Annotated in this window: 24 protein-coding genes; 14 read left to right on the top strand and 10 right to left on the bottom strand. The window is 74.4% G+C overall.

Annotated features, from left to right (window positions below; genetic code table 11):
* Nucleotides 1–44 precede the first annotated feature (44 nt).
* The gene (locus ACFVUY_RS23790; RefSeq protein WP_387732953.1) at nt 45–1,169 is read right to left on the bottom strand and encodes a PP2C family protein-serine/threonine phosphatase; all 1,125 of its coding nucleotides are present in this window, start codon (nt 1,167–1,169) and stop codon (nt 45–47) included.
* A gap of 140 nt (nt 1,170–1,309) precedes the next feature.
* Between ACFVUY_RS23790 and ACFVUY_RS23785 the strand changes: the two genes are divergently transcribed.
* Nucleotides 1,310–1,699 (top strand): hypothetical protein, encoded by a 390-nt coding sequence (locus tag ACFVUY_RS23785; RefSeq protein WP_387732950.1) that lies wholly within the window; start codon nt 1,310–1,312, stop codon nt 1,697–1,699.
* Nucleotides 1,700–1,737: 38 nt separating this feature from the next.
* Here ACFVUY_RS23785 and ACFVUY_RS23780 read toward each other — a convergent pair whose 3' ends face one another.
* Nucleotides 1,738–2,427 carry a maleylpyruvate isomerase family mycothiol-dependent enzyme gene (locus tag ACFVUY_RS23780; protein ID WP_387732947.1) on the bottom strand — a complete coding sequence of 230 codons (690 nt, stop codon included), beginning with the start codon at nt 2,425–2,427 and terminating at the stop codon, nt 1,738–1,740.
* 71 nt (nt 2,428–2,498) lie between these two features.
* On the opposite strand from ACFVUY_RS23780, the gene ACFVUY_RS23775 reads away from it, so the two are divergent.
* Entirely contained in the window at nt 2,499–3,668 is a 1,170-nt protein-coding gene (locus ACFVUY_RS23775) for a LysR family transcriptional regulator (RefSeq protein ID WP_387732945.1), read from the top strand.
* Here ACFVUY_RS23775 and ACFVUY_RS23770 read toward each other — a convergent pair.
* A complete protein-coding gene (locus ACFVUY_RS23770; protein WP_387732942.1) occupies nt 3,581–4,735 on the bottom strand; it encodes an erythromycin esterase family protein in 1,155 nt (384 codons plus the stop codon). The two genes, ACFVUY_RS23775 and ACFVUY_RS23770, sit on opposite strands and share 88 nt — an antisense overlap.
* Before the next feature lie 169 nt (nt 4,736–4,904).
* Here ACFVUY_RS23770 and ACFVUY_RS23765 point away from each other — a divergent pair, with 169 nt between their 5' ends.
* Nucleotides 4,905–5,624: a TioE family transcriptional regulator gene (locus tag ACFVUY_RS23765; protein ID WP_387732939.1), complete on the top strand. Its 720-nt coding sequence runs from the start codon at nt 4,905–4,907 to the stop codon at nt 5,622–5,624.
* Nucleotides 5,625–5,658: 34 nt separating this feature from the next.
* Entirely contained in the window at nt 5,659–6,078 is a 420-nt protein-coding gene (locus ACFVUY_RS23760) for an SgcJ/EcaC family oxidoreductase (RefSeq protein WP_387732936.1), read from the top strand.
* A 101-nt stretch (nt 6,079–6,179) separates the two neighbouring features.
* Here the strand turns inward: ACFVUY_RS23760 and ACFVUY_RS23755 are convergent, their stop codons facing one another.
* Entirely contained in the window at nt 6,180–7,034 is an 855-nt protein-coding gene (locus ACFVUY_RS23755; protein WP_380541222.1) for a BTAD domain-containing putative transcriptional regulator, read from the bottom strand.
* 289 nt (nt 7,035–7,323) lie between these two features.
* Complete coding sequence (locus ACFVUY_RS23750; RefSeq protein WP_387732933.1) at nt 7,324–8,025, bottom strand: ScbR family autoregulator-binding transcription factor; 702 nt, start codon at nt 8,023–8,025, stop codon at nt 7,324–7,326.
* A 461-nt stretch (nt 8,026–8,486) separates the two neighbouring features.
* On the opposite strand from ACFVUY_RS23750, the gene ACFVUY_RS23745 reads away from it, so the two are divergent.
* Both ACFVUY_RS23745 and ACFVUY_RS23740 read left to right on the top strand, forming a co-directional pair.
* Nucleotides 8,487–9,485 carry a ScbA/BarX family gamma-butyrolactone biosynthesis protein gene (locus tag ACFVUY_RS23745; RefSeq protein WP_387732930.1) on the top strand — a complete coding sequence of 333 codons (999 nt, stop codon included), beginning with the start codon at nt 8,487–8,489 and terminating at the stop codon, nt 9,483–9,485.
* A gap of 307 nt (nt 9,486–9,792) precedes the next feature.
* Nucleotides 9,793–10,323: a DUF5959 family protein gene (locus tag ACFVUY_RS23740; protein WP_387732927.1), complete on the top strand. Its 531-nt coding sequence runs from the start codon at nt 9,793–9,795 to the stop codon at nt 10,321–10,323.
* Nucleotides 10,324–10,330: 7 nt separating this feature from the next.
* Here the strand turns inward: ACFVUY_RS23740 and ACFVUY_RS23735 are convergent, their stop codons facing one another.
* Nucleotides 10,331–11,866: an MFS transporter gene (locus tag ACFVUY_RS23735; RefSeq protein WP_387732924.1), complete on the bottom strand. Its 1,536-nt coding sequence runs from the start codon at nt 11,864–11,866 to the stop codon at nt 10,331–10,333.
* Entirely contained in the window at nt 11,866–12,354 is a 489-nt protein-coding gene (locus tag ACFVUY_RS23730) for a MarR family winged helix-turn-helix transcriptional regulator (RefSeq protein WP_387732921.1), read from the bottom strand. Before ACFVUY_RS23730 ends, ACFVUY_RS23735 begins: the two co-directional genes overlap by 1 nt.
* A gap of 83 nt (nt 12,355–12,437) precedes the next feature.
* Between ACFVUY_RS23730 and ACFVUY_RS23725 the strand changes: the two genes are divergently transcribed.
* The gene (locus tag ACFVUY_RS23725; protein WP_359900828.1) at nt 12,438–13,106 is read left to right on the top strand and encodes a response regulator transcription factor; all 669 of its coding nucleotides are present in this window, start codon (nt 12,438–12,440) and stop codon (nt 13,104–13,106) included.
* Nucleotides 13,107–13,217: 111 nt separating this feature from the next.
* Here the strand turns inward: ACFVUY_RS23725 and ACFVUY_RS23720 are convergent, their stop codons facing one another.
* The 3 genes from ACFVUY_RS23720 to ACFVUY_RS23710 all read right to left on the bottom strand — a co-directional run bounded on the left by ACFVUY_RS23720 (nt 13,218) and on the right by ACFVUY_RS23710 (nt 16,855).
* Nucleotides 13,218–14,531, bottom strand: coding sequence for a sensor histidine kinase (locus tag ACFVUY_RS23720; protein ID WP_387732918.1), 1,314 nt, complete (start codon nt 14,529–14,531; stop codon nt 13,218–13,220).
* Between the two features lie 162 nt (nt 14,532–14,693).
* Nucleotides 14,694–16,085, bottom strand: coding sequence for an FtsX-like permease family protein (locus ACFVUY_RS23715; RefSeq protein ID WP_387732915.1), 1,392 nt, complete (start codon nt 16,083–16,085; stop codon nt 14,694–14,696).
* Between the two features lie 5 nt (nt 16,086–16,090).
* Entirely contained in the window at nt 16,091–16,855 is a 765-nt protein-coding gene (locus tag ACFVUY_RS23710) for an ABC transporter ATP-binding protein (protein WP_387687860.1), read from the bottom strand.
* Between the two features lie 359 nt (nt 16,856–17,214).
* Here ACFVUY_RS23710 and ACFVUY_RS23705 point away from each other — a divergent pair, with 359 nt between their 5' ends.
* From ACFVUY_RS23705 to ACFVUY_RS23675, 7 genes are all read left to right on the top strand, one after another.
* Nucleotides 17,215–17,376, top strand: coding sequence for a hypothetical protein (locus ACFVUY_RS23705; protein WP_387732912.1), 162 nt, complete (start codon nt 17,215–17,217; stop codon nt 17,374–17,376).
* Nucleotides 17,373–18,101, top strand: coding sequence for a hypothetical protein (locus ACFVUY_RS23700; protein WP_387732909.1), 729 nt, complete (start codon nt 17,373–17,375; stop codon nt 18,099–18,101). Before ACFVUY_RS23705 ends, ACFVUY_RS23700 begins: the two co-directional genes overlap by 4 nt.
* Nucleotides 18,102–18,162: 61 nt before the next feature.
* Complete coding sequence (locus tag ACFVUY_RS23695; RefSeq protein WP_387732906.1) at nt 18,163–19,068, top strand: ketopantoate reductase family protein; 906 nt, start codon at nt 18,163–18,165, stop codon at nt 19,066–19,068.
* Between the two features lie 178 nt (nt 19,069–19,246).
* Complete coding sequence (locus ACFVUY_RS23690) at nt 19,247–19,642, top strand: hypothetical protein (protein WP_387687744.1); 396 nt, start codon at nt 19,247–19,249, stop codon at nt 19,640–19,642.
* 563 nt (nt 19,643–20,205) lie between these two features.
* Nucleotides 20,206–21,933 (top strand): peptidoglycan-binding protein, encoded by a 1,728-nt coding sequence (locus ACFVUY_RS23685; RefSeq protein WP_387732904.1) that lies wholly within the window; start codon nt 20,206–20,208, stop codon nt 21,931–21,933.
* 19 nt (nt 21,934–21,952) lie between these two features.
* Nucleotides 21,953–22,390: a hypothetical protein gene (locus ACFVUY_RS23680; protein ID WP_387732901.1), complete on the top strand. Its 438-nt coding sequence runs from the start codon at nt 21,953–21,955 to the stop codon at nt 22,388–22,390.
* Nucleotides 22,391–22,576: 186 nt separating this feature from the next.
* A complete protein-coding gene (locus tag ACFVUY_RS23675; protein ID WP_387732898.1) occupies nt 22,577–24,424 on the top strand; it encodes a phage tail sheath family protein in 1,848 nt (615 codons plus the stop codon).
* Nucleotides 24,425–24,431: the final 7 nt, after the last annotated feature.

Raw genomic sequence — 24,431 nt, 5'->3', positions numbered from 1 at the left:
CACCGACTGCTCCGCCGGCCTCGCCGCCGACCGTCGGCCGGCCGTCAGCCGCCCGACTCCGCCTCCGCCTCCGCCCGGCGGGTGATCGCCAGCACCGCCATGTCGTCGTCCCTGGGCCCACCGGTCCACCGCTCGACGTCCGCCACCAGCGCGTCCAGCACCTCGCCGGGCCCGGCGAACGGCCCCAGCGGGGCCAGCCCGAGCACCGGGTCGTAGAACTCCCCCGCCCCGTCCCGGGCCTCGGTGACCCCGTCGGTCACCAGCAGCAGCGTCCACCCGGCCGGGAACGGCCGACTCTCCGGCGCCGGGCGCGCCGCACCCAGTCCGCCCATCCCCAGCGGCAGCCCCGGATCCGCCGCGTCCAGCCGGCGCACCGGGGGCTCGCCCCCGCCCCGCGCGTACGGGTTCAGCAGGTACGGGCCGGGGTGCCCGCAGTCGAGCGTGCGCACGCTCTCCTCCCCCGGCGGGAACTCCACCAGCAGCGCGGTGATGAACCCCTCCATCCGCAGTTCCTCGCTCATCCGCTCGCTCTCCCGCAGCAGCGAGTCCTCCAGCGCGTCCGCGAGCGCGGCCAGGTCCGGCAGCCGGTGGGAGTCCTCGCGGAAGGCGCCCAGCAGCACCGAGACCGCCCCGACCGCGTGCAGCCCCTTGCCCCGCACGTCGGCGATCAGCCCCCGCACGCCGAACGGGGTGACCTGCAGCGCGTACGCGTCGCCCCCGATCAGCGCCTCGTCCTGGGCGGCCCGGTAGCAGGCCGCGACCGAAAGCCGCCCCACCTCCGCGGGGGGCTCCGGCAGCACCGCCCGCTGCGCCGCCTCGGCCACCGACCGCACCCGCGCCAGCCGCCGCCCGTGCCGGTCCACCACCCGGTTCACCCCGATCCCGAGCAGCGCCGCGAACGCCGTGTTCGCCAGCTCCAGGAAGCCGGCCCCGGTCCCGATCGACCCGTCCTGGGTGGACAGCAGCAGGATGCCGAGAACGTTGGCGGCCCCCACCGCGACGGTGTCCCGCAGCGCCAGCAGCGCACCCGCCAGCACGGCGGCCGCCGCCAGCAGCGGATCGCCCCAGTAGTCGGTCGGGTCCAGCGCGTTCCACACCAGCCCGCCGGCGGTCAGCAACCACGGCGCGACCCGCACGTACGGGGGCCACTGCACGGACCTCTGGGCCATCGGCGACCTGGCTTCCGTCTCACCACCATCCGGAAGGACTTCTTCCGATCGTAGTCACGGGCCCCCGAAACGCGCACGACGGCCGCCCGGGCGCTCGCTAGGCTCCTGCCCCACACGGTCCGAGACCCGAGGAGAACCGGATGTCCATCTTCGCTTCCTGGCTGTACTTCGCCGACGACGGTGACGGCAACGCGCCCGCCCCGAGGGTCTACCAGGGCTCGCACGTCAGCCCCGCCGAGGACGACCGCCGCGGGGGCTGGCTGGAACTCGGCGTGATCCCCAACCACTGCCACCCGGACGTCCGGTTCGGCGACGCTCCCGAACCTGAGGGCGGTTGGCCTCTCCCGGTGGAGTACCTCCGGCTGGGTCTCGGCGGGCCGGCCCCGGACGGCACTGGCGGCACTGGCGGCACTGGCGGCACGGACGGCACTGGCGGCACGGGCTCCCGGGCGACGGTGATCCTGGACCGCGCCCAGGTCGAGCTGTTGCACGCCACCCTCACCGAGTGGCTGAGCACCGACCGCCGGTAGCGTGCCGTTCGCCCGTTCGCCTGTACGCCAATCCGCCGCTATGCGGCGTCGGCCGTGAAGCGTCCCGCGCCGGGCCCCGCCAGCAGGCCCTCCGGCACCCGGCGCCCGTACGCGAGCAGCAGCAGGTGCTCCGCCCGCCCCGTCACGGTGAGCGACCCGTCGCCGTACGCCCAGGCGGTGTCCGTCGCCACCAGCCGGACGCCGTCCAGCCGGGCCCCGAAGAACCGCAGCGCACGGGGTGAGACACCGGCCAGCAGGGCCTTCGTGCGCGCCACCGGCAGCCGGGCGGGCAGGCCGAGCGCCACCGTGATGTCGAGGCCGTGGACGACGTCGTGGGCGAGGGCCGCGATCGGGCCGCCGACCGGCGGGCGCCAGGGGTGGTCCGCGTGCTCGGCCATCGCGGCGGCGAGTTCGCGCTCGGTCATGGCGGCCGCGTCGCGGCGGGCGATCCGGTCGGCCATCCGGTGGACGTTGCCGCCGGAGCGGGCGAGTTCGAGGAGCGTGCGTGCCGTCGAGTGCCGGAATCCGGTGCTCATGTGCGCGGCCACCTCGCGGATCCGCCACCCACCGCACAACGAGGGCGAGTTCCACTGCTCCGGGGCGAGGTCGGCGAACACCCGGGCGAGCTCGCGGCGCTCGGCCGCGATCTGCTCGCGGATCCAGTGGATCTGCCCGGTGTCCCGGCTCTGCGGCACCCCGGTGTCCTTGTTCTGCGGCACGGTTTCCATGCGCCCAGCCTGCGGGCGGAACCGTACACCCGTCCAAGACCGGGAAGTTCTGGCACCTATGATCGGGAGTTATGGAACTGCGGCAGCTCCAGTACTTCGTCACCGTCGCCCAGCACGGCAGCTTCACCCGGGCCGCGCGGCTGCTGCACCTCACCCAGCCCGGGGTGAGCTCCCAGATCCGGCAGCTGGAACGGGAACTGGGCCACCGACTGCTCGACCGTTCGGGCCGCACCGTACGGCTGACCCCGGTCGGCGAGGCGGTGCTGCCGCACGCCCGGGCCGCGCTCGCCTCTGCGGCCGCGGCCCGCCGCGCGGCCCAGGAGTTCGGCGGGCTGCGGCGCGGACACGTGCGTCTGGGCATGGTCGCCGGGGCGGCCCTGACCCCGCCGTCCGGACTGGGCACCATCCCCGGGCTCGCCACCACGCTCGCGGCGTTCCGCAAGGAACACCCCGGCATCGACTTCTCGCTCACCGAGGACACCACCGCGCGGATGCTCTCCGCGCTGCGCGACGGCCGGCTGGACCTCGCCGTCGTCGGCCTGCCCACCCCGGGGAGCGGGCGGGAGGGCGACGACGGCGGGTCGTCGCTGAGCGGGCTGGCGCTGCACACGGTGCTGGAGGTCCCGCTGGTCGCGGCCTGCCCGGTGGACCATCCGCTCGCGCCCGCCTCGGGCGCGGGCTCCGTCCACGGCTCGGGCGCGAACACTGTCCCGGGCGCGGGCGCGGGCGCGGGCACGGACACGGCCCCGGGCTCGGGCACCGCCGGGGGCTCGGGAAGCGGGGCCGGTGTTACCGCCCCCGGCCGGGACGCGCTGCCGGTCGCGGCGCTCGCCGGACACGCCCTGGTGAGCACCCCGCGCGGCACCGGCCTGCGCACGGCGCTGGAGCGCGCCCTGGCCGAGGCCGGCGTCGCGGCGACGGTCGGCGTCGAGGCGGCCGCGCCACCGCAGTTGGCCGAGCTCGCCGCGCACGGCCTGGGCGTGGCCGTGCTGCCGGACCCGGGCCCGCTGCCCGGCCTGCGGGTGCGTCCGCTGACCGACCCCGTTCCCCGGGTCCGGATCGCGCTCGCCTGGCCGGCCGGGCACCCCTCCTCACCGCCGACCGCCGCCCTGGTGGCCCACCTGCGGCAGGCCTACCCCGGGCCGGCGGCCGCTCAGGCTCCGGCCGTCACCGCCGCGCCGTCGGCGATGTGCAGCAGCGCGGCCGCGCCGTCGAGCACCTCCCGGTCGAGCGGGAAGTAGCCCTGCCGCGGGACGGTGTCGGTGCGGGTGCGGGCGTCGGCCGGCAGCGCGGTGTCCGTCAACTCCCAGGCCGCACCGCGTCCCCGCAGGTGGGCCTCGTACGTCCCCCGCGCCGGCTCGGCCAGTCCGAGCGCCTCGCTGCGCCCCAGGCTCCCGGCGACGAAGGCGTAGCGCTCGCCCAGCAGCGTGCCGACGGTGTGGCCCGCGCCGGTCCACCGGCAGTCCAGCTCGCCCAGCGCCCAGGCGCTCGGGTTCCGCTGCACGTGCCGGTTGTGGGCGAAGAGCAGGGTCGGTCCGCGCCGGGCCTCGATCTCGCGGATGTCGAGGAGGTTCTGCGCCATCAGCGCGTCCCGCACGCCGAGCAGGGCGCTGATCCGGGCGCTCGGGGTGCGGCCCCGGACCGCCGACTGGGCGTGGTAGCGCAGCAGTCCGATCCCGGCGGCCAGTCGGGCGCGGGCCCCGTACCATTCGGCCGGCGAGGTCGCTCCGATCAATTCCGGCGCCCGCATCTGGAGTTGGAGGAGAAGGTCGTCGGCGAGGCAGCGCAGCCGGGCGGCGTCGGCGGTATCGCCCGGCGACTGGGCCGGGTCCGTCACCGCCTCCGTACGGCTCCAGCGCTCGTCCTCGCCCGCCACACCGGCGACGTCGAGGTCGAGCCCCAGGTAGTCGCGGGCGTGTTCGAGGTAGCGGCGTGGGCTGGGGGCGCTGGTGTTCTCGGTCGGGATGTCGAAGCCGTGGAAGGCCAGCCGCTCCCCGGACGGCCGCTGCCGGTTGAACTCCCGCATCCAGGCGACGAGTCGGCGGTTGGGGGCGAGTTCCCCGAAGCCGTGCGTGAAGCCCTTCCGCATCGCCGATTCGAGAGTGCCGACACCCTCCCGGACGTAGGCGTCCACGGCGAGGGCGGCCACCCGGTCGGTCTCCAGGGCGATCGACCGGAAGCCCCGGCCGACCAGCCTGGCGAACAGCTCGTTGCGGACCAGCCCGAACGCCGGCTCCTGGTGCGTCGGCTCGCCCAGCCCCAGAAGCTCGCACGCGGGGGTGATGAAGTCATACACGTCCTGGTTCATGGACCTCAAGCGTATCCTTGAAGGATCGGTTGAGACTTTTCCCGCTTCCGCCGCCCAGCCTCCGCTGAAAGCCTCAAACATCGCCCAACCATCGACCGACTTCGAGCACCCCGCCCCACCCGGTCCCACCTCACCCCACCAGCCCGGAACGGGAGACGACCGGACGACCATGCGACCCTCCGACCTCGCGCGCGAGCACGGCATCTCGACCCAGGCGATCCGCAACTACGAGCGCGACGGCTGCCTCCCGCCCGCCGAACGCACGCCCACCGGATACCGGATCTACACCGAGCTGCACGCCGCCGCCCTTCGCGCCTACCTCGCCCTCGTCCCGGCGTACGGGTACGCGACCGCGGGCTCGGTCATGACCGCCGTCCACGCCGACCGGATCGGCGAAGCCCTCACCGAACTCGACCGGGGACACGCCCAGTTGCTGCGCGACCGGGAGACCCTCGCCGCCGTCCGCGAGGCCGTCGGCCACCTGACCGGCGGCGCCGCCGCCGGAACCGGGCTCCCCGCACCACCCGGCCCCCGCTCCGTCGGCGAGGTCGCGCACCGGCTCGGCCTCACCCCCGCGACCCTGCGGGCCTGGGAGGCCGCCGGCATCCTCACCCCGGCCCGGGACCGCGCCACCGGCCACCGCCGCTACCTCCCCGCCGACGTCCGGGACGCCGAACTCGCCCACCTGCTCCGCCGGGGCGGCTACCTGCTGGACCACATCGCCACCGTGCTGCGGCAGATCCGCACCGCGGGCGGCACCGGCGAGCTCGCCGCCGCCCTGGACGGCTGGCAGCAGCGCCTCACCACCCGGGGCCTGGCGATGCTCACCGCCTCCGCCCGCCTCGACGACTATCTGGGGCTGCGCACCGGAGCGCCCCGACCGGCTTGACCTCAAGGCCACTTGAGGTACCAGAGTGATCCACATGAACACCGAAGCAGCAGCCAACGCGCAGGCCGCCCCCGAGGCGGACATCCAGGCCGTCGAACGGGTCGTGGCCGCCGTCGAACGCGCCCAGCGCGCCAAGGACCCGGACGCGTTCCTCGCACTGTTCCACCCCGAGGCGATCTGGACCACCGCGCACGGCAAGGTCCTCCTCGGCCTGGACGCGATCGCCGAGTTCACCCGTGCCGTGCTGCCCGCCGCGACCTGGGACGGCGACGTCACGTACGAGCCGGTGCACATCCAGTTCCTTCGCCCCGACGTGGCCGCCGTCAAGGTCCGCCAGGTCTACCGGTCGCCGGAGGGGGACTCGGAGGGCGCGCCGCTGTACGTCATGACCAGGCAGGACGACGGTCGGTGGCTGCTGCACGCCTGCCAGAACACCGGCGTGCTCGCCGAATAGCCACCGGGCCTGTCGCAGTCCGTCGCAGTCCGCCCCTGCCCGTCCCCGCCGGACGCCGGCGCCGCGCCCCGGCCCGACCGGCCCGGCCCGACCGGCCCGGCTCAGCCGACCCGGGTGAGCCGGGCGGTGCGGGCGCCGGCGCCGTCCGCGAGCGCGCCCGGCTGCTCCTGGTCCGCGCGCTCGGGGCCGGCGAGCAGGATGGAACGCTGGAGCCGCCGCAGCGCCGCGGACGGCTCCATGCCCAACTCCCGTACCAGGGTGTTCCGCAGGCGCTGGTAGGCCTCAAGCGCCTCGCCCCGCCGGCCGGAGCGGTGCAGCGCGATCATGTACTGGCCGTGCAGGCTCTCGTGGGTGCGGTAGCGGTCGATCAGGACGGTGAGTTCGGCGAGCAGCACCCGGTGCCGGCCGAGTCGCAGGTCGGCCTCGATCCGCTGGTCCAGCGCGCAGAGCCTGATCTCCTCCAACCGTCTGGTCTCGACGGCGAGTTGGCCGCCGACCGGAACGTCGGCGAAGGCCGGGCCGCGCCACAGCGCGAGCGCATCGGCCAACTGGCGGGCGGCGAGCGGGAAGTCGCCCCCGTCCATGGCGCGGTAGCCGTGCCCGGCGAGGCGGTCGAACTCCTGGAGGTCGACCAGTCCGCCGCCACTGTTCAGCATGTAGCCGCCGGCCGAGGTGACCAGGACGTCCTTCGCGCAGGAGGCCCCCGGGCCGCCGTCGCCCTGGGCGAGCGCCCGGTCGATGAGGTCGCGCAGTTGGAGCACATAGGTCTGCACGGTGGTGCGGGCACTGCGTGGCGGGCGGCCGGACCACAGCTCCTCGGCGAGGACTCCCGCCGGCACGACCTGGTCGGCCCGTAACGCCAGCAGGGCGAGCACCTGCCGCGGCTTCGGCGCCGACGGCACCACCGACGCCCCGCACAGTCGGACCCCCAAGGACCCCAGCACCCGGATCTCCACGACGACCACCCCATATCCAGACGGATCGGCGGCCCCGACGGCCGCCGGCCGGGCGGGTGCTCCGCTGCTCACCGTCCACGCAGGTCCGCTGGAAGGTCGGTCGAGCACCCGACGCCCATCCAAAAACAGGACAGACGGTTTGTCAATACAAAACCGAACGCGCTGTTTGTTTTTGGGCGGAGCAATCCCCACCGGAACCGGACGCCGGACCGCCCGTCCGACCTCGAACCGCTTCGAACGAGGCCCGCACGGACCACCCGGGCCACCCGGGCCACCCCGAGCGCCCGACTCAGGCCGGTCCGACGCCGGCCGCACCCGCCCCGTCCGGCCCAGTCGGGCCGGACTCCGCCGCCCGGGCCGCCGCGAGCTCCGCGACCACCCGGGCGCCCCGGTCCACCGCGAGGTCGAGCGTGGCCAGCACCCCGGGCACCGCGATACTGGGCATCACATGCTGGTACAGCGCGGAGATCCGGCGCTCCAGATCCGCCCGGCCGGACATCTTCTGCGACTGGATCTGCACCCCCGTCCAGGCCCCGGTGACCAGCCACGCCGTCTCGGCGGGCACCACCTGGGGCAGCAGCTCACCGCGTCGGCCCGCCGTTTCCAGCACGCTCTCGGCCCGCTGGATCCAGCCGGGCGCCGCACCGCCGCTGAAGTCTCCGAACATGTCCTGGCCGAGGGAGAGCCGCGCGCCCGCGCTCAGGACCGGGTCGCGCGGCATGAGGTGGGCGACCACCATCCCGAGGTCCACGAACTCCTGGAGTTTGCACTGCCGTTCGGGGATCTCGTCCCGGCCGAACTGCTCCTCCACGACCCCCTGGGCGAGCTCCCGCTTGGAGGCGAAGTGGAAGTACACCGCGCCGCGGGTCACCCCGGCGCGGGCCACGACCTCGCCGATCGTCGCCCCCTCGTACCCGTACTCGTCGAAGACCGACGCCGCCGCCTCCAGGATCAGCCGACGCGTCCGGACCGCCCGCTCCTGTCGCACCACCGCAACCACCCCACCCGAAACGCTCGGCAAACAAAACCAAACACCCCGTATCTTACCCGCCACGGTCGACAGGGGTCCTTGCATCCCAGGTCACCTAGGGCCGTCCTCAAGCGGACTAAAACCGCGTGGACGGTATGGGACGAACAGGTGGCCGACATCTCGCCGCCAGCCCCCATATCCGGAGCGACAGCTCCCACTTGTGCCCGGGGGGACGACGAACGATCCAGTCGTGGCAATGGACCTGACAACTTTGGCCATCGACATTCCCACAGGTCAAGCAGGCCCGCCCGGTGAACCTGGTCCCGGGGCGGCGACCGGCACACACCCACCGTGCCCGACCGAACACGCTCGGCCGCCGACGAACCTTTGTTCTGGCTCCTTGAAAACCAAACCGGTAGGTACGTATCTTACGAGCCCTGAGCAGCCCACCCCGCCCATCACGGCCTTTCGGAGCGCTCCCCATGACTCTGCTCGCCTTCCGCACGCCCGCCTCCGCCCTCGCCACCGGCCCGGACCCCCGGACGATCCCCGGCCCGGCCGCAGCAGCGGCCCCGGCGCCTCGCCTGACCAGCACCGTCGCCAAGGAGTACGTGCACCGGGCCTGCCACGCCGAGGTCTTCATCACCGGCAGCGAACAGCTGACCGACACGGCCTTCGCCGTCACCGCGCAGTGGCCGCGGGCGCACACCTTCTTCTGCACGCCGGACGGCACCCGGCACGACCCGATGCAAGCAGCTGAAACGATCCGCCAGGCCGGCCTCTACCTCGCCCACACCCGGTTCGGCGTACCGCTCGACCACAAGTTCATGATGTGGAACCTCGACTACACCACTCAGCCGCGGCAGTTGCCGATCGGAGCGGCACCGACCGACCTCACCCTGGAGATCCAGCTCCTCGCCCAGCCGCGCCGCTCCGGCACCACGGTCGACTTCACGCTGGAAACCGTCGTCCGACGGGGCGCCCAGCTCGCCGCCACCGGGTATGCCCGGTTCACCACCGTCCCGGACTCCACCTACCAGCGGCTGCGCCGGGGGCGCCAGGGCGCCGAGCACCCCGCGGCGCCGACCGTGACCGCCGAGCCGCTCCCGCCGGCCCGGGTCGGCCGAGTCCGCCCGAGCGACGTCGTCCTGACCCCGGCCGACGCCCCCGACAGCTGGCACCTCACTCCCGACTTCCGGCACCCGATCCTCTTCGACCACGCCAACGACCACATCCCCGGCATGGTGCTGCTGGAGGCGGCCCGGCAGGCGGCCAACGCCCTGAGCAGCCCGGTCACCGTCACCCCGGCCGCCGCGGCCACCACCTTCCACCGGTACGCCGAGCACGACGCGCCCACCACGATCACCGCCCGGCACACCCCCGGCGAGGAACCGGACAGCCTCACCACCACCGTGACCGGCCACCAGCACGGCGAACCGATCTTCACCACCGTGCTCACCGGCCACCCGGACCACCGCTGACCCGACGGCCGCCGCCGCACCGACCGGGCAGCCGGTACCGCCCGAGCAGCGGCCCGCACCCGCCGCACCACCGGACGCACCCACCGCCACGCCACGCGGACGGCCCGCCCGACCTTCCCGGTCCGGCGGGCCGTCCGCGTCCGGGAGGCCGTCCGCGTGCCGACGACGCTTGCCGGGGCGGCGCCCCCGGCACAGGGCGTTTCCCGCCCGCCGGCGACGACCGGAACATCCCGATTCCGGGCTGGCACCGGGGCGAACACCTGCGCAAGGATGTCAGCCCCTGATCCGCTGCCAACAGGAGCACGCCGTGAGCGAAGTCGCTTCGCAGCAGAACGAGTTGATAAGACTGACCGACCGCCCCGGAACCGACGACGCCCCCGGCCGCGACGGGCGGACCGGCGGCCGGAACGTCCGGGTACGGGTGCTCGGACGGCACGCACCGGGCTCCCTGCTCGGACACGACTGGCTGGACTGCGAGATCACCGTCACCGCCGACTCGGTGCGCGGGCAGTTCGTCACGCTGGTGACCGACCGCCATCTGACCCAGTGGGAAACGGCTTTGGAGCGGCTCGGGCGCGGCGCCGCGGTCCGCTGGCTGGACGAGGAGCACGGCCCGGAACTGCGGATCGAGCCCGCGCGGCCGGGCGGGCTCTGGGTGACCGTCTCGGACGCGGAGGAATCGGGCGTCACGCTCCGGGTCGTCCTCTCCCCCGCACCGGACTGGCTGGACGAGCAGCGCGCGCTGCTCAAGCTCGTCCGGGAGGCCTATCCGGCCGAGGTGGTCGAGCTCGCCCCGGGCCTCCAGGCCTGGCGCGGAACCCCGGTGGAGGAGAGCTGATCATCGGTCATCCCCGGGTCCGCACAGGACGTCCCGGCCGGCCGAGCGAACGGTCGGGCACGGTGAGGAGGAAGAGCAGGGCCGCGCCGCAGAGCATGAACAGCGCGAGGCGGTGCAGCCCGCCCGTGGTGGCACCGTGCGGGAAGAAGGCGGCGTTCGCGGCCGAGGCCGCCATCGCGCTGAGGTACATGAAGGTGCGCAGCAGCCCGGCCGCCGAGGCGATGGCGGCCGGGTCCGCCTGGTGGTAGAGGGCGGTCTGGGTGCCGAGCCCGATCAGCCCCTGCGAGACGCCCGCCAGCACACCGACCACGATCAGCAGAGCACCCGGACTGCTCGCGTGCACCGACAGCAGGGCGGCACAGGCCCCGATCTGGCAGGCGGAGCCGACCAGCAGCTTGCCGCGCACACCCGGACTGCGGCCGGTGACCCCGGCGGCCGTGAGCGCGGTCAGCGACAGCGGCAGCAGCACCAGTCCGGCGGAGGCCGCCGACAGGCCGCGCCCCTCCTCCAGCCACTGGGTGTAGCCGTAGAGGAAGGCGTAGACGGAGGTGTAGCCGAGGACCTGGCGCAGGTAGGTGGCGATCAGCGGGCGGTTGCCGGCGAGCGACCGCAGGTCGATGAAGGGGGTGCGGGCCCGCCGCTCGCGGACGGCGAAGGCGGCGGCCGCCAGGACGGCGAGCACCGGCAGGTACCAGCGCGCCGGGTCGGGCCGCATCAGGAACAGCATCAGGGCGAGCAGCAGGACCGCGAACAGCGCGATCCCGGCGTGGTCGAGGCGCTCCGGACGGTCGAGGCGGTCCGGACGGTCGAGGTGGTCCCCGCGGCCGCGGTGGTCGCCGCGGCCGCGGTGGTCGCCGCGGCCGGACGCGTCTCTGCCGTCGGACCCGTCACCTCGGTCCGGACGGCCGGAGCGGCGGTCGGTGACGGGCAGCCGGGCCGCGCCGAGCGCCAGACAGGCCAGTGACAGCGGGACGTTGACGGCGAAGACCGTCCGCCAGCCGCCCGCGCCGATCAGCAGACCGCCCAGGGTGGGGCCGACCACCGCGACGGTCTGGTTGGCGACGGCCAGCAGCGTCAGCACCCCGGTGGGGCTGGACTGCCCGGTCCGCTCGGCCTCGGTACGGGTCAGGTGCATCGCGGCCGGGTAGGCCGCGGAGGTGCCCAGGCCGAGCAGCACCCGGGCGGCGATCAGCAGTCCGAGCGTCGGGGCGAACGCGCCGAGCAGTCCGGCGAGGCCGACCAGGGCCGTCCCGGCGAGGTAGAGCCGGCGCGGCCCGTGGGTGTCCACGAGCCTCCCGATCACCGGCTGGCCGACGGCGGTGGCCAGGTAGAGCGCGGTGACCAGCCAGGCCGTCTCGGCGGGCGGCGCGCCGAAGGCGGCGCCCACGGGCACCAGGGCCACCGCGATCATCGACGAGTTGATCGGGTTGAGCACCGATCCGAGCACCATCGGTGCGATCAGTCGGCGGTTGAACCCGCCCTCCGGAGCGGGCAGCCGGCGGCGGGACCGGAGCCGGGCCAGCAGGGCGGACGGACCGGCCATCACCGGTTCAGCCGGTCCATCAGGGCCAGTGCCTCCAGGACGGTGGCGCGCTCGGCCTCGGTGTAGTGCTCCGCCATGGCCCGGGTCAGCCACTCCTGACGGGCCTGGCGGCTGTCCGCGACGTGGGCCAGGCCCGCCTCGGTGAGGCTGACCACTTGGCGGCGGCCGTCCTCGGGGTCGGGGCGGCGACCGACCAGTCCGTGCTGTTCGAGCACGGCGAGAGTGGCGGCCATCGACTGGGGACGGACCCGCTCGGCGGCGGCCAGCGCGCTCGCGGAGGCCGGACCGTCGTTGATCAGCCGACTGAGCACGGCGGTCTGGGAGGGGGTCAGGTCGCTGGTCCCGCTCGCCTCCCGCAGGGTGCGGCGCAGCCGGCTGAAGACGGTGCGCAGCTCGCGGGCGGCCAGTGCCGCGGTGTCGGGCGCCACGGCCTCGGCGGGGGCTGTACGGGCCGCGGCGGCTTGGGGGCCGGTTCGCTTCTCGGTCATGGCTCCACGGTAATTTCATCAGTCTGGACTGTCCAGTCTGGACTGAAGGATTTCCCGGGAACGGCGAGCCGGATAATGACGGCATGATCGACAATCAGCTCCGCGTCGTCCTCGCCGAGGATTCGGTGATCCTCCGGGACGGCATGGTCGAACTCCTCACCGCCCGTGGGTGCGCGGTGGTCGCCACCGCCGGTACGGCGCCCGAGCTGGTGGCCGCCGTCACCGAGCACCGGCCCGACGTGGCCGTGGTGGACATCCGGATGCCGCCCACCCACACCGACGAGGGCATCCGGGCCGCGGTGGAGATCCGGGCCGCCCTGCCCGAGGTCGGCATCCTGGTCTTCTCCCAGCACGTCGAGACCGTCTGGGCGGCCCGGCTGCTGGCGGCCGGCGCAGCGGGCATCGGCTATCTACTCAAGGAGCGGGTGGCCCGGACCTCCGAGTTCGTGGACGCCCTGCACCGGGTCGCCGCGGGCGGCACGGCCCTCGACCCGGAGATCGTCAACGGCCTGATGCACGGCGGGCGGCGCAGCCGGGTGGACGCGCTCACCCCGCGCGAGCGGGAGGTGCTGGAGCTGATGGCGCAGGGGCACTCCAACCGCTCGATCGCCACGCTGCTGACGGTCTCGGAGCGGGCGGTGGAGAAGCACGTGGCCGCCGTGTTCGGCAAGTTCGACCTGCCCGCGACCGACGCCGACAACCGGCGGGTCAAGGCCGTGCTCGCCTACCTCGCGGAGAGCGGCGCCTCCTGAGCCGACGGACCCGGAACGGCGACACCCCGAGGCCGGCGGCCCCGAGACCGGCGGCCCCGGAGGGCGACGGCCCCGAAGGCGATGGCCCTGAAGGCAAGGACCGTGCCCCCGTCAGAGCCGGCCGGGCAGCTCGGCACCGACCACCGTCGGCCCGCCGGGCGGGCTGTCCACCCGCAGCGTCCCGTCCACCGCCGCGAGCCGTTCGGCCAGGCCGGCCAGGCCGGTGCCCGCGCCGATCGCGGCGCCGCCGCGCCCGTCGTCGCTGACGGTCAGCCGGACCCTCCCGTCGGCCGCGGTCACGGTCAGCTCCGCCGACCGCGCGCCGCTGTGCTTGGCCATGTTGGTCAACAGCTCGGCCGCGCAGAAGTAGACGGCCCGCTCGATCACCTCCTCCGGACGCTCCCGCAGGTCCAGCCGGACGTCGACCGGCACCGGAGAGGTGGCGGTCAGCCCCGGCAGGGCCTGGGCCAACCCGCCGTCCAGTGCCACCGGGTGGATGCCCCGGGTCAGCCGGCGCAGACCGGCGATGGTGTCGTCGGTCTGCCCACGGGCCCGGTCGACCAGGGCGCGCAGCCGCCCGAGGTCGGGCCCGCCCGAGCCGGCCGGTCCGTCCACGGAGGAAACACCCCCGGTGGGAACACCCGCGACGGGAACACCCCCGGCCGGTCCGCCCGCGGAGGGAGCGCCCTCCGCCAGGACGTCGTCGGCGAGTGACAGGGTGATGGCGAGCGCGACCAGCTGTGCCTGGGTGCCGTCGTGCAGGTCGCGTTCCAGGCCCCGCAGCCGGTCGGTGTTCTCGGCCAGCAGGATGGCCCGGGCGTTCTCCAGCTGACGCACCCGCTGCTGCGAGCGCACCGGCCCGAGCAGGGCGCGGGCGAGCGCGCGGTCCGCTCCGCCGAGGGCGCGCACCGCGGCGGGGACGACGGCCAGCACCGCGAGGCCGACCGGGACCGCTCCCAGGTCCAGCAGTCCGATCGACCGCGGGCCCGGCTCCATCATCCGCACCCAGAGCGGGAAGCCCACCAGCCAGACGCTGCCGAGCGGCAGCACGACCACGGCGAGGAACCCGAGCACGCCCAGCGGCAGCCGCACCAGGAGGTAGAGCAGCGTCCGCCAGGCCACCGGGTCGGTCAGCACCGCCCGGCCCCGGGCGAACACCCCGGACGGGCGCGGCAACGGCGGCGGCGCGGGCACCTCCTCCCGGAGCAGCCGCCCGACCAGCCACCGGTGCAGCCCGCCGAGCCGCCTCGCCCCGAGCAGCGCGGCGACCACGAACGGCAGGCCCAGCACGGTGAGCGAGAGCAGCACCCCGGCGTAGAGGACCGCGACGGCGTACACCCCGCCGAGCACCCCGAGCGGCAACCCGAGCACCGCGAAGGCCAGTTCGCCGCCGCTCACCGACCGGTACCGCCGCCGCTCAGCCACCGTCCACCTCACCGTTCACCCTCCGACCGGCCTCCAGCATCCACCAGGCACCTCCGGAGCCATCGCACCCACCTGCCCCTCCGTCCGGGCGGCCCCTCGGACCACCACGGCACCGACCCGGCGGCCCGCCCACCGTCGACGCCCGCCTCGACCTTCCTCGTCTCACCGCCGTTCCCCACCCGTCGATGCCACCGCCGAGCCGCCGACCGCCCACAGCCCCGTGCCCACGATCCCCGGCACCGTGAGCACCGCTGCTCCCAGCACCACCCGGGCGCAGGCCGCGCCCGGCACCACTGGGACCACCGAGCCCGTCACCGCCAGGCTGAACGCCCCCGAGGCCGCGGCCGCCACCGCCGCGCCCAGCAGCACCCCGATCGCCGTGGTCAGGACCGCCTCCACCGAGAGCATCCGCAACAGCTGCCGCCGCGTCGCCCCGACCAGGCGCAGCAGCGCGAACTCCCGGCGCCGCTCGGCGGTCAGCGCCACCAGGGTGTTGACCGTGGAGACCGCCGCGAAGCAGACCAGCAGTCCGAGCTCCATCTCGCGCAGCCAGATGTCGCTCTCCTTGGTGACGCTGGTCGCGGCACCCGTCGCCCGGGCCACCTGCTCCGCGGTGCTGGTCAGGGTCAGCATGGTGCCACAGAGCCCGACCAGCAGCGCGACCGGCACCACGGCAGAGGAGAGCCGGGCCGCGTAGCCGCGGAGGTTGGCGTCCGCCAGCCAGCCCGCCCTGGGCACGAGCGCCCGCGCCGGGGCGCCGAGCACGACCGCCAGGCCCCTCGCCGCCACCGGCCCCAGCAGTCCGACCGCGACCAGCAGCACCAGCGAGCCGAGCAGCGCGGCCTGCCCCGCCTTGTCCAGCTCTCCGGCCGGCCGGCTCGCGGCCAGTCGCAGCAGCAACCCGCCGCCGGCGAGCACCGCCACCCCGGCGAGCACCCGCAGCGCGCCCGTCCGCCGCGGCCCGCCCGCGCCCTCGGTCAGCGCGACGGCCGGGGCGGGCCGGGTGATCCGGCGGGCCGCGACCGCGGTGGCCGCCAGGCCGACCAGCAGGGCCACCCCGAACCCGACCAGCGCCGGCACCGGCGCCCCGGGTATGCGGAGCCCGGGTGCCGCCATGCCGCGCGTCTGGAGCGCGGCGAGGAAGGCCCGGGCCGCGAGGAAACCCGCCAGGCCGCCCGGCACGGCCACCAGCAGGGCCGTCGCCACCACCTGCGCGCGCACCACCCGGCGGACCTGACGGGGCGTCGCCGCGACGGTGCGCAGCAGCGCCAGCTCCCGGTGCTGCTGGCGCAGCGTGAAGCCGAGCGCGTTGACCACGACGAACAGCGCGACCAGGACGGCGATCTCGCCGAACGCGCCGGCGATCAGCACCAGGCCCGGCCCGGACACCGCCGCCCGCGACACCGCGGCCGGTGCCGTGACCTGCGCGGCGACCAGCGACCCGAACAGCGTCACCGCCGCCACCGCCAGGAACAGCGCCGTTCCCAGCCCGGCGAAGGAGGCCGGACGGCGGCGGATCTGCCCCGCCGAGAGGCTCAGCACGGGACTGCTCACGGCGCTCACCCGCCCAACCGGCTCAGCCGCTCGCCGACCTGCGCGGCCGTCGGCCTGATCAGCTCGTCCACCAGCAGGCCGTCGGCGAGCAGCAGCACCCGGTCCGCGTACCCGGCGGCGACCGGGTCGTGGGTGACCATCACACAGGTCTGTCCGTCGACGTCGACGCCCGCGCGCAGCAGGCCGAGGACCTCCTGCCCGGTGGCGCGGTCCAGTGCGCCGGTCGGCTCGTCGGCGAACAGCACCTCCGGCCGGGAGACCAGGGCCCGGGCTATCGCCACCCGCTGCTGCTGACCGCCCGACAGCTGCCCGGGCCGGTGCCGCTCGCGCCCGGCCAGCCCGACCCGGACCAGCGCCTCCCGCACCCCGCCCCGCTCCGGCGGCCGCCCGGCCAGCCGCCCGGGCAGCTCGACGTTCTGCGCGACCGTCATCGCGGGCATCAGATTGAAGGCCTGGAACACGAACCCCACCCGGGTGCGGCGCAGCTCCGCCAGCCGCCGTTCGGGCAGCCCGGACACCTCGGTGTCGCCCCACCGCACGGTGCCCCTGGTCGGACGGTCCATCCCGGCCAGGCAGTGCAGCAGGGTGGTCTTGCCGGATCCCGACGGCCCCATCACCGCCGTGAACGTCCCCGGCGCGAAGCCCACCGACACCCCGCGCAGCGCCCGCACGGCCGCCGCGCCGCGCCCGTACTCCCGGTGCAGCCCGACCGCGCTCAGGGCCGCGCCCGTCGTCCCGTCGTTCGCCGCCGTGGTGGCGGCTGTCGTCATCCCGTTCATGCCCTCCATCGTGGGCGTCCGGGGCCGGGAGATCGATTGTGCTGGCACCCGAATCCGGGGTTCGGAAATCCGAACCCCGCAGGTGGTGCTACGCCCCCTCGGGCCGGTCGCGGCATCGCCGGGGCCGGCTCCGGAGCGCTCCCGCCCGGTGGCCGTCCCCGTGCTGCGGCGCGGTCGGCGGCCCGAACGGTTCGACCGCGACCGCCGCCCGCGGGCGGTCCTTCGAGCCGTCCCGCGGGGTGGGGACGGATGCCCCGGCGGGCCCCGCCACGGTCCGGCTCACCCTCCCCTCCTCCACCCGTCCCCACCCCGCCTCCCGTCGAATCCGCCCGACGGGGAATCATGATCCGGTGACCATCGACCTGCTGCCCGGCCGCGGCCTCCGGCTACCCGCCCCGGGCCGCGAGCCGCACCGAAAGGAGCCGTTCTCCTCCGGCTCCCTCCCCCACTCCGCCCCCTCCGGGCACGACGCACCGACCGCGCACGACGCACCCACCGAGGCCGCCGCATGATCCCCCTCCCGACCGGCACCGCCACCGGTCCGCACGACGCCGCCTACCTGCCCCGCCGCCGGCTGTCCCCGCGCCCGGCCGAGCGACCGATCACCGCACCGGTCCCCAAGCTCGGCGGCGAGCCGTACTGGCTGGCCGAGCCCGCCTGGCCGCTCGCCCCCACCACGGGCGAACCGCTGGTGTTCATCGGGCAGTTCCCCGTCCCGGGCGAGCCCGGGCGGCTGGCGTACCTCTTCCTGGAGGAAGAGGACGAGATCATGGGCGGCCTCGACCCGGAGCGGGGCGACGGCCTGCTGCTCGTCCAGCCGGACGGGCGCATCCCGCCGTTCGCCGTGATCGGCCCGTCCGACACCCGGGGCCGCACGCTCTGGCGCTGCGAAGCCGACGGCGAGCGGACCCCGGTCGAGTACCACCTGGACGTGGTGCCGCTGTCGGACGACGTCGACCGGGCGATGGACCAGCGGGCCGCCTTCCAGCGGTACCTGCGCGACGAAGGCCCCGAGGTGCCCTTCCCGGACGGCGACCACGTGCACGACCACCTCGGCGGAGACCCGTCCTACGCGAACGGCCGGGCCAGGGTCCCGGCGCCCTGGCAGTACCTCTTCGCCCTCGCGGACGCCCCGGACGAGGGCGATCCGTACTTCCTCAACTTCGGCTACGGCAACGGCTTCGGCTTCCTCAGCCCGGACGGCCTGGAGGGCCGGTTCTTCTGGGAGGCGTCGTAGCCGGGCCCGCCCCTCCGCCTCCCCCTCCCTCACCCACCCACCCCCACCCACGGGAGTCACCATGACCACCACCCCTCTGACCGTCGCCGTCCTCGGGCCGGGCGGCGTCGGCGGACTGATCGGCGGGCTGCTCGCCCGCGACGGCCACCGGGTCGTCTGCCTGGCCGGCGAGGAGACGGCGGCCGCCGTCCGGCGGGACGGACTGCACGTCCGCAGCGGCCGGTTCGGCGAGTTCACCGCCCGGGTCGAGGCCGCGACCGAGCTGCGCGAGCCGGTCGACGCGGCCTTCGTGACGGTCAAGGAGACGGCGCTGGCCGGCGCCCTCGACCGGATGCCCCCTGAGGTGCTCGGCACCGGGATCGTGGTGCCGCTGCTGAACGGCCTGGACCACATGGCGCTGCTGCGCGAACGCTACCCGGCCGGGCGCGTGGTGGCCGGCACGATCCGGGTCGAGGCCACCCGGACGGCACCCGGGAGGATCGAGCACACCAGTCCGTTCGCCGCCGTCGAGCTCGGCGCGACCGCCGAACCGGACTCCCCCGTGGCCGGGTTCGCCGAACGGCTGCGCCACACCGGGCTGGACGTCACGCTGCGCGAGGACGAGACGGCGATGCTGTGGGGCAAGCTCTCCTTCCTCGCCCCGTTCGCCCTGCTCACCACCCGCCACGCGAGCGGGATCGGCGCCGTGCGCACCGAGCACCGGGCCGAACTCCTCGCGGTGCTGGACGAGATCACCGCCGTCACCCGGGCGGTCGGCGCGCCGGCGGACGCGCAGGCGCTGCTCACCTCCTTCGACCGCCTCCCCGCGGCGATGAAGTCCTCGATGCAGCGCGACGTGGAGGCCGGCCGGGCGACCGAGCTGGACGCCATCGGCGGCGCCGTGCTGCGGGCGGCCGACGCCCACGCCGTGGCCGCCCCGACCATCGCCCGTCTGGTGCGCGAGCTGTCCGGGCTCGCCAAGCGGTAGGGCCGGGAGAGGCGTTCACCCCGCGCACGGCGCCCGCGGGGTGAACGCCCGTACGTCTTCCCTCACATGACGGAACCTCATGTTCCGCGACGGGGCAAAGACTTTCCCAAGGGTTCACCCGGTCTTCCGGAACCTCCGCACGACGGAGCGGCGTTGATACGGCGGGAGGGATAGAGACATGACAAGGAAGCCGTACCGATTGGCCGCCACCACGCTCGCGCTGCTCCTCGCGGTCCCACTGTTCACCGCGTGCGACGCCGACAAGGCCCTGGACTGCGGAAAGCGGGCGATCAGCCTCACCGGCGACGTCCAGGACCTCGCCGATTCGGCGATCAACGTGGGGCAGATCACCGACGAGAACCGCCGCAACCACACGGTAGAGGCCTTGCGGAAGGTCGCCGACGACGCCAAGAAGATCCGCCAGGACGGCGGGGACAAGATCGACCCCGCGGCCGACCGGCTGGCCAAGGCCGTCAACAACGCGATCGACCAGGTCTCCAAGGGCAAACAGCCCGACTTCAAGCCGATCACCGACGCCGCCGGCGACATCGGGAAGGCCTGCGCCGACTCCTGACGCGCCGGCGCGGTTCCCGGTTCCCGCACCGCCCGCCGCCCGCCGCCCGCTCCACCGGCTCCCGGCCCGGCACAGCCCGGCCGGGAGCGCATCCCGTCCCGGATCATGAGCACACGCGCCGCCCGGGCCGGCGGTGAACGCTCTCCCAGGCGGAGTTCATCCCGCAGGTGACGGACCTCGGCCTGCCCTGCCGCGTCCTCGACCTGCGGCAGGCCGCCCGCCGCGCCCCGGCCGCGCCCGGGCGCTGGAGCCCACATCCACTCGGCCGTCCTCGGCCGGGGCGCCGCCCCGGCGGGCCCGACCATGCCCCCCGACCACCGGACAGGACCCCCGAACACCCTCGCCACGGCGCGTCGTCCGGCGAATGTGCCAGCGGCACGGACCTGCCGGACGAGACCACCGCAGAAGGCCCGCAGAACCCACAGAACACATTCAAATAAAGAGAGTTGACGCTCAGTCAGTTCTCATGTGGAGTGAACATGACGCCCTGGCCGGTGTCGTGCGCCCTGAGGTAAGGGGCCGGTCGGCCGTGGCTGCCATCGGCGCAAAGGGGGAGCATCCTGATGGCATACGCGAAGGGTTACGACGTCTCCGACTTCCAGTCGGGCATCCCGGGGGACGCGGAGTTCGTCTTCATCAAGGCCACCGAGGGCGGCCACACCGGCCAGTCGGGGTACACCGACAAGCTCGCGGACGCCCGGGGGCGCGGACTGGTGGTCGGGCACTACCACTTCCTGCACGCGGAGAACCCGGTCGACGGTGAGGTGGAGCACTTCTGCCGGATCGTGGGGCAGGTGCCCGCGGGCGAGCTGCTGGTGCTGGACTTCGAGCCGTACGGACAGTCGGTCGGCGACGGCGACGCGACCGAGGCGAAGAACCGGTGGCTGGCGGCGGTCAAGCAGCGTTACCCGGACCGCCTGGTCGGGCTCTACACCAACCGGGACTACTGGTTCCGGACGGACGACGACGCCGGTGACTTCCTGTGGATAGCGGACTACGTGTCCGCGGGTTCGCCGCGCATCCAGGCGTCGTGGCGCTTCCACCAGTACAGCGACGACCCGCTCGACGCGGACGTGTTCAACGGCTCGCTGGACGAGTTGCGGGCGTGGGCCGGCGCGGGCCGGGCCCCGGACCCCGAGCCACCCACGCCGACCCCAGGACCGCAGTCGCCCGACTGGCCGGGGCTCCAGCTGGTGCCCCGGGACCAGTGGGGCGCGCGGCCCTGGCGCGAGCCCAACGGTTCGATCCCGTACGCCGGTCCGCGCGCCGGAGTGAAGGTGCACTATCTCGGCACGGCGTACACCTTCGGCAGCCATGACACCTGCCCGGCCTACGTACGGCGCCTCCAGGCCTCGCACATGGACGACGACGGCTGGTCGGACATCGGCTACAGCTTCGTGGTCTGCGAGCACGGCCACGTGTTCGAGGGCCGCGGCCTGAACCGGCGCAACAGCGCCAACGGCGACGTCCCGCTCAACGAGGCGCACTACGCGGTGTGCGGGCTGGTCGGCTCCTCCGGCTCGACCGTGCCCACCCCGGAACAGCTCAACGGGCTGCGGGACGCGATCGAGTACTGCGAGCAGCAGGGCCCGGCGGGCCCGGAGATCAAGGGGCACCAGGACGGCTACTCGACCGACTGCCCCGGCCCGGCTCTGTACGCCTGGGTGACGTCGGGTGCGCCGCGCCCGTCCGGGACGACGAACGCCCCGCCCCAGCAGCCCGCGCCGCAACCGGACCCGACCCCGGCCAGGTACCGGAACAGCGTCGGCGGCCTGCCGTACGGCTACGGCGCGCACGGTCCGCAGGTCACCCTCGTCGGCGAGGCGCTGGTGGCGGCGAACTTCGGCTCGCACTACGGCCAGGGCCCCGGCCCGGACTGGACCGACGCCGACACCCTCAACTACGCCGACTTCCAGCGCAGTCTGGGCTACTCCGACGGGGACGCGGACGGCGTGCCCGGCGAGGCCTCGCTGCGCCGACTGCTCGGCGGGGCCGTCCCGCTGGCCGAGGTGTCGAAGTCGAGGGTCGTCGCGGCGGCCCGCCAGGACCCGGACGCGGCCCAGGGCGCCACCACGTACCCGGACGACGTGTACACGGTGGAGCTTGCGCTCGTCGCCGATGGGCTGCTCGACCGGCAGTGGGCCGACGGCTCGTTCGGCACGAGGACCGTCGACGCCTACGCCGAGCTGCAGCGCCGGTACGGGTACAGCGGGCAGCAGGCGGACGGCATACCCGGCACCAACTCGCTGACCCGGCTCGGCCAGGCGCACGGCTTCACCGTCGCCGGCTGACACCGGCCGAGGAGGACAGATGTACCAACTCGCCCTGTCCCTGTGGCGCACGTGCGTGCCCTACATCGTCGCGTTCCTCGTGGTGCAGGCCGCGCGGCTCGGCATCCACCTGGACAACGCCTCCGTCACCTCCGCCCTGGTCACCGGCTTCGGCACGGTCTACTACGCCGCGTTCCGGTTCCTGGAGCACCGGTTCGGCGCGAACTGGGGCTGGTTCCTGGGGGCGGCCCGGCCGCCGTCCTACCAGCCTCCGGTCCCCGCGCCCACACCCGCGCCCACACCGGCCCCGGCCGCACCTGCGCCTGCGCCCGCCGCACCAGCACCCGCACCCGCACCCGCACCTACGCCCACACCCGCACCGGCTCCGACACCGGCACCGGCACCGGCACCCGCAGCGACGCCGCCGGACTCCGCGCCGGCCCGACCCGACTACCGGAACCTGCCCGAGGGCGGCTGACGGGCACCAGCACAAGGGTTGCGGAACAGCGTATTCCGCAACCCAAAAAATAGGTCCAGTAATACAATTAGCCTTTCGTGTTCAGGCCTTGACGAATTGTCACCTGAATCCGAGACTGAGCCTGCCACCAATGCATCCTGATCCCATTGAGCGGTTTCTTGATGCACGAAGTGAACGGAGGGGGAATTGCCGACGACACCGACCTACCCGGGCGTCTACATCGAAGAGCTTCCCAGCGGCGTCCGTACCATCACCGCGGTGAGCACCTCGGTGACCGCCTTCGTCGGGGCCACCCGGCGCGGCCCGCTCAACCAGCCGGTCACCATCACCAGTTTCGCGGACTTCGAACGCCGTTTCGGCGGACTCGCGAGTCAGAGCCCGGTCAGCTACGCCGTCCAGCAGTTCTTCCTCAACGGGGGCTCGGTCGGGGTCGTGGTCCGGGTCGCGGCGGCCGGCACCGGCGCCGCCGCGGGCGTCACGCTCAACTCGACGCAGTCCTCCACCGCCACCCCGGCCCTGGAGGTCACGGCCGTCGAGCCGGGGCTCTGGGGCGGGGGACTGCGGGTCGCCGTGGACTACCGGACGCCGACCCCGGCCGAGACCTTCAACCTCCAGGTCTTCGACACCTCCGGCGCCGTCCGGGAGTCCTTCGCGGACCTGTCGGTCCGGGCCGCCAGCCCCCGGTTCGCCGAGACGGTGGTGAACAGCGGCTCGGGCGTCGTCCGGGTGAAGGTCCTGGCGGAGAGCCGACCGGATCCGGTGGGCACCGTCTCCAAGCCCTTCGCCGCCACGCTGCCGGACCTCACCCACGAGATCCAGGTGAAGATCGCCGACGTCTCGCGGACCGTCACGATCTACGACCCGGCCGCGGACGGCACCGCGCCGACCACCGTCCCCGAACTCGCCCTGCTGCTGGAGCGCAAGCTGCGGGCCCTGCCCGACGCCCCGGGCAGGCGGGCCTTCGCGGGCACCCGGGTGAGCGTGTTCGGTCGGCAGCTCCAGGTCGTCGCCGGCTCCACGGACCCGGCCGACGTGGTGCGCTTCCTCGGTGAGGCCGCCAACAACCTCGGCCTGGAGGGCTCGGTCAATCCGCCGGTCCTCGCCCTCGCCGGCGGCCAGGACGGCGCAGCCCCCGGCATGACCGACCTGATCGGCAGCGAGGCCGGCAAGACCGGCATCCAGGCCCTGCGCGACGTGCCGGACGTCAACCTGCTGGTGCTGCCGGAACTGGCCGGCTACGCCGGCGTGGACGACGCCGTCACGGTCGTCTCCGCCGCCCAGGCGCTCTGCGCGGAGCAGCGGATGTTCCTGATCGTCGACTCGCCGCAGGCGTGGACGACGCTGGACGACGCCCGGGCGGGCCTGTCCGCCTTCGACTCGGTGCGCAGCGACCACGCCGCGCTGTACTTCCCGCACCTGGAGCTGGTCGACCCGCTCACCGGCCGGCTGCGCAGCTTCCCGCCGTCGGGCACCATCGCCGGCGTGATGGCGCGCACCGACGGCCAGCGGGGCGTGTGGAAGGCGCCCGCGGGCACCGAGGCCGGACTGCCCGGGGTGCGCGCGCTGACCGTCCCGCTGACGGACCGGGAGAACGGCCTGCTGAACCCGCTCGCGGTGAACTGCCTGCGGACGTTCCCGGTGGTGGGCCCGGTGGTGTGGGGCGCGCGGACCATGGCGGGCGCCGACGCGCTCAGCTCGCAGTGGAAGTACGTCCCGGTGCGGCGCCTGGCGCTGATGCTGGAGGAGAGCCTCTACCGCGGTACCAAATGGGTCGTGTTCGAGCCAAACGACGAGCGGCTGTGGGCGCAGATCCGGCTGAACGTGGGCGCGTTCCTGCACTCGCTGTTCCAGCAGGGCGCGTTCCAGGGCACGTCGGCGCGCTCGGCCTATTTCGTCAAGTGCGACAGGGACACCACCACGCAGGACGACATCAATCGTGGTGTGGTGAACGTCGTGGTCGGATTCGCGCCACTCAAGCCCGCGGAATTCGTGATCGTCAAGATCGAGCAGCTCGCCGGACAGTTCGAGGTTTAGGATCTCC

The sequence above is a fragment of the Kitasatospora sp. NPDC058063 genome (genome assembly GCF_042885395.1).
Lineage (GTDB): Bacteria > Actinomycetota > Actinomycetes > Streptomycetales > Streptomycetaceae > Kitasatospora > Kitasatospora lactacystinica.
Note: the sequence above shows the minus strand (reverse complement) of the source record. Positions and strands in the feature narration are given on the sequence as shown.

What these genes read in the sequence shown, in the direction of transcription:
- ACFVUY_RS23790 (WP_387732953.1), bottom strand. Translation starts at nt 1,169, where the DNA reads ATGGCCCAGAGGTCCGTGCAGTGGCCCCCGTACGTGCGGGTCGCGCCG.
- ACFVUY_RS23785 (WP_387732950.1), top strand. Translation starts at nt 1,310, where the DNA reads ATGTCCATCTTCGCTTCCTGGCTGTACTTCGCCGACGACGGTGACGGC.
- ACFVUY_RS23780 (WP_387732947.1), bottom strand. Translation starts at nt 2,427, where the DNA reads ATGGAAACCGTGCCGCAGAACAAGGACACCGGGGTGCCGCAGAGCCGG.
- ACFVUY_RS23775 (WP_387732945.1), top strand. Translation starts at nt 2,499, where the DNA reads ATGGAACTGCGGCAGCTCCAGTACTTCGTCACCGTCGCCCAGCACGGC.
- ACFVUY_RS23770 (WP_387732942.1), bottom strand. Translation starts at nt 4,735, where the DNA reads ATGAACCAGGACGTGTATGACTTCATCACCCCCGCGTGCGAGCTTCTG.
- ACFVUY_RS23765 (WP_387732939.1), top strand. Translation starts at nt 4,905, where the DNA reads ATGCGACCCTCCGACCTCGCGCGCGAGCACGGCATCTCGACCCAGGCG.
- ACFVUY_RS23760 (WP_387732936.1), top strand. Translation starts at nt 5,659, where the DNA reads ATGAACACCGAAGCAGCAGCCAACGCGCAGGCCGCCCCCGAGGCGGAC.
- ACFVUY_RS23745 (WP_387732930.1), top strand. Translation starts at nt 8,487, where the DNA reads ATGACTCTGCTCGCCTTCCGCACGCCCGCCTCCGCCCTCGCCACCGGC.
- ACFVUY_RS23735 (WP_387732924.1), bottom strand. Translation starts at nt 11,866, where the DNA reads ATGGCCGGTCCGTCCGCCCTGCTGGCCCGGCTCCGGTCCCGCCGCCGG.
- ACFVUY_RS23730 (WP_387732921.1), bottom strand. Translation starts at nt 12,354, where the DNA reads ATGACCGAGAAGCGAACCGGCCCCCAAGCCGCCGCGGCCCGTACAGCC.
- ACFVUY_RS23725 (WP_359900828.1), top strand. Translation starts at nt 12,438, where the DNA reads ATGATCGACAATCAGCTCCGCGTCGTCCTCGCCGAGGATTCGGTGATC.
- ACFVUY_RS23710 (WP_387687860.1), bottom strand. Translation starts at nt 16,855, where the DNA reads ATGACGACAGCCGCCACCACGGCGGCGAACGACGGGACGACGGGCGCG.
- ACFVUY_RS23700 (WP_387732909.1), top strand. Translation starts at nt 17,373, where the DNA reads ATGATCCCCCTCCCGACCGGCACCGCCACCGGTCCGCACGACGCCGCC.
- ACFVUY_RS23695 (WP_387732906.1), top strand. Translation starts at nt 18,163, where the DNA reads ATGACCACCACCCCTCTGACCGTCGCCGTCCTCGGGCCGGGCGGCGTC.
- ACFVUY_RS23690 (WP_387687744.1), top strand. Translation starts at nt 19,247, where the DNA reads ATGACAAGGAAGCCGTACCGATTGGCCGCCACCACGCTCGCGCTGCTC.
- ACFVUY_RS23685 (WP_387732904.1), top strand. Translation starts at nt 20,206, where the DNA reads ATGGCATACGCGAAGGGTTACGACGTCTCCGACTTCCAGTCGGGCATC.
- ACFVUY_RS23680 (WP_387732901.1), top strand. Translation starts at nt 21,953, where the DNA reads ATGTACCAACTCGCCCTGTCCCTGTGGCGCACGTGCGTGCCCTACATC.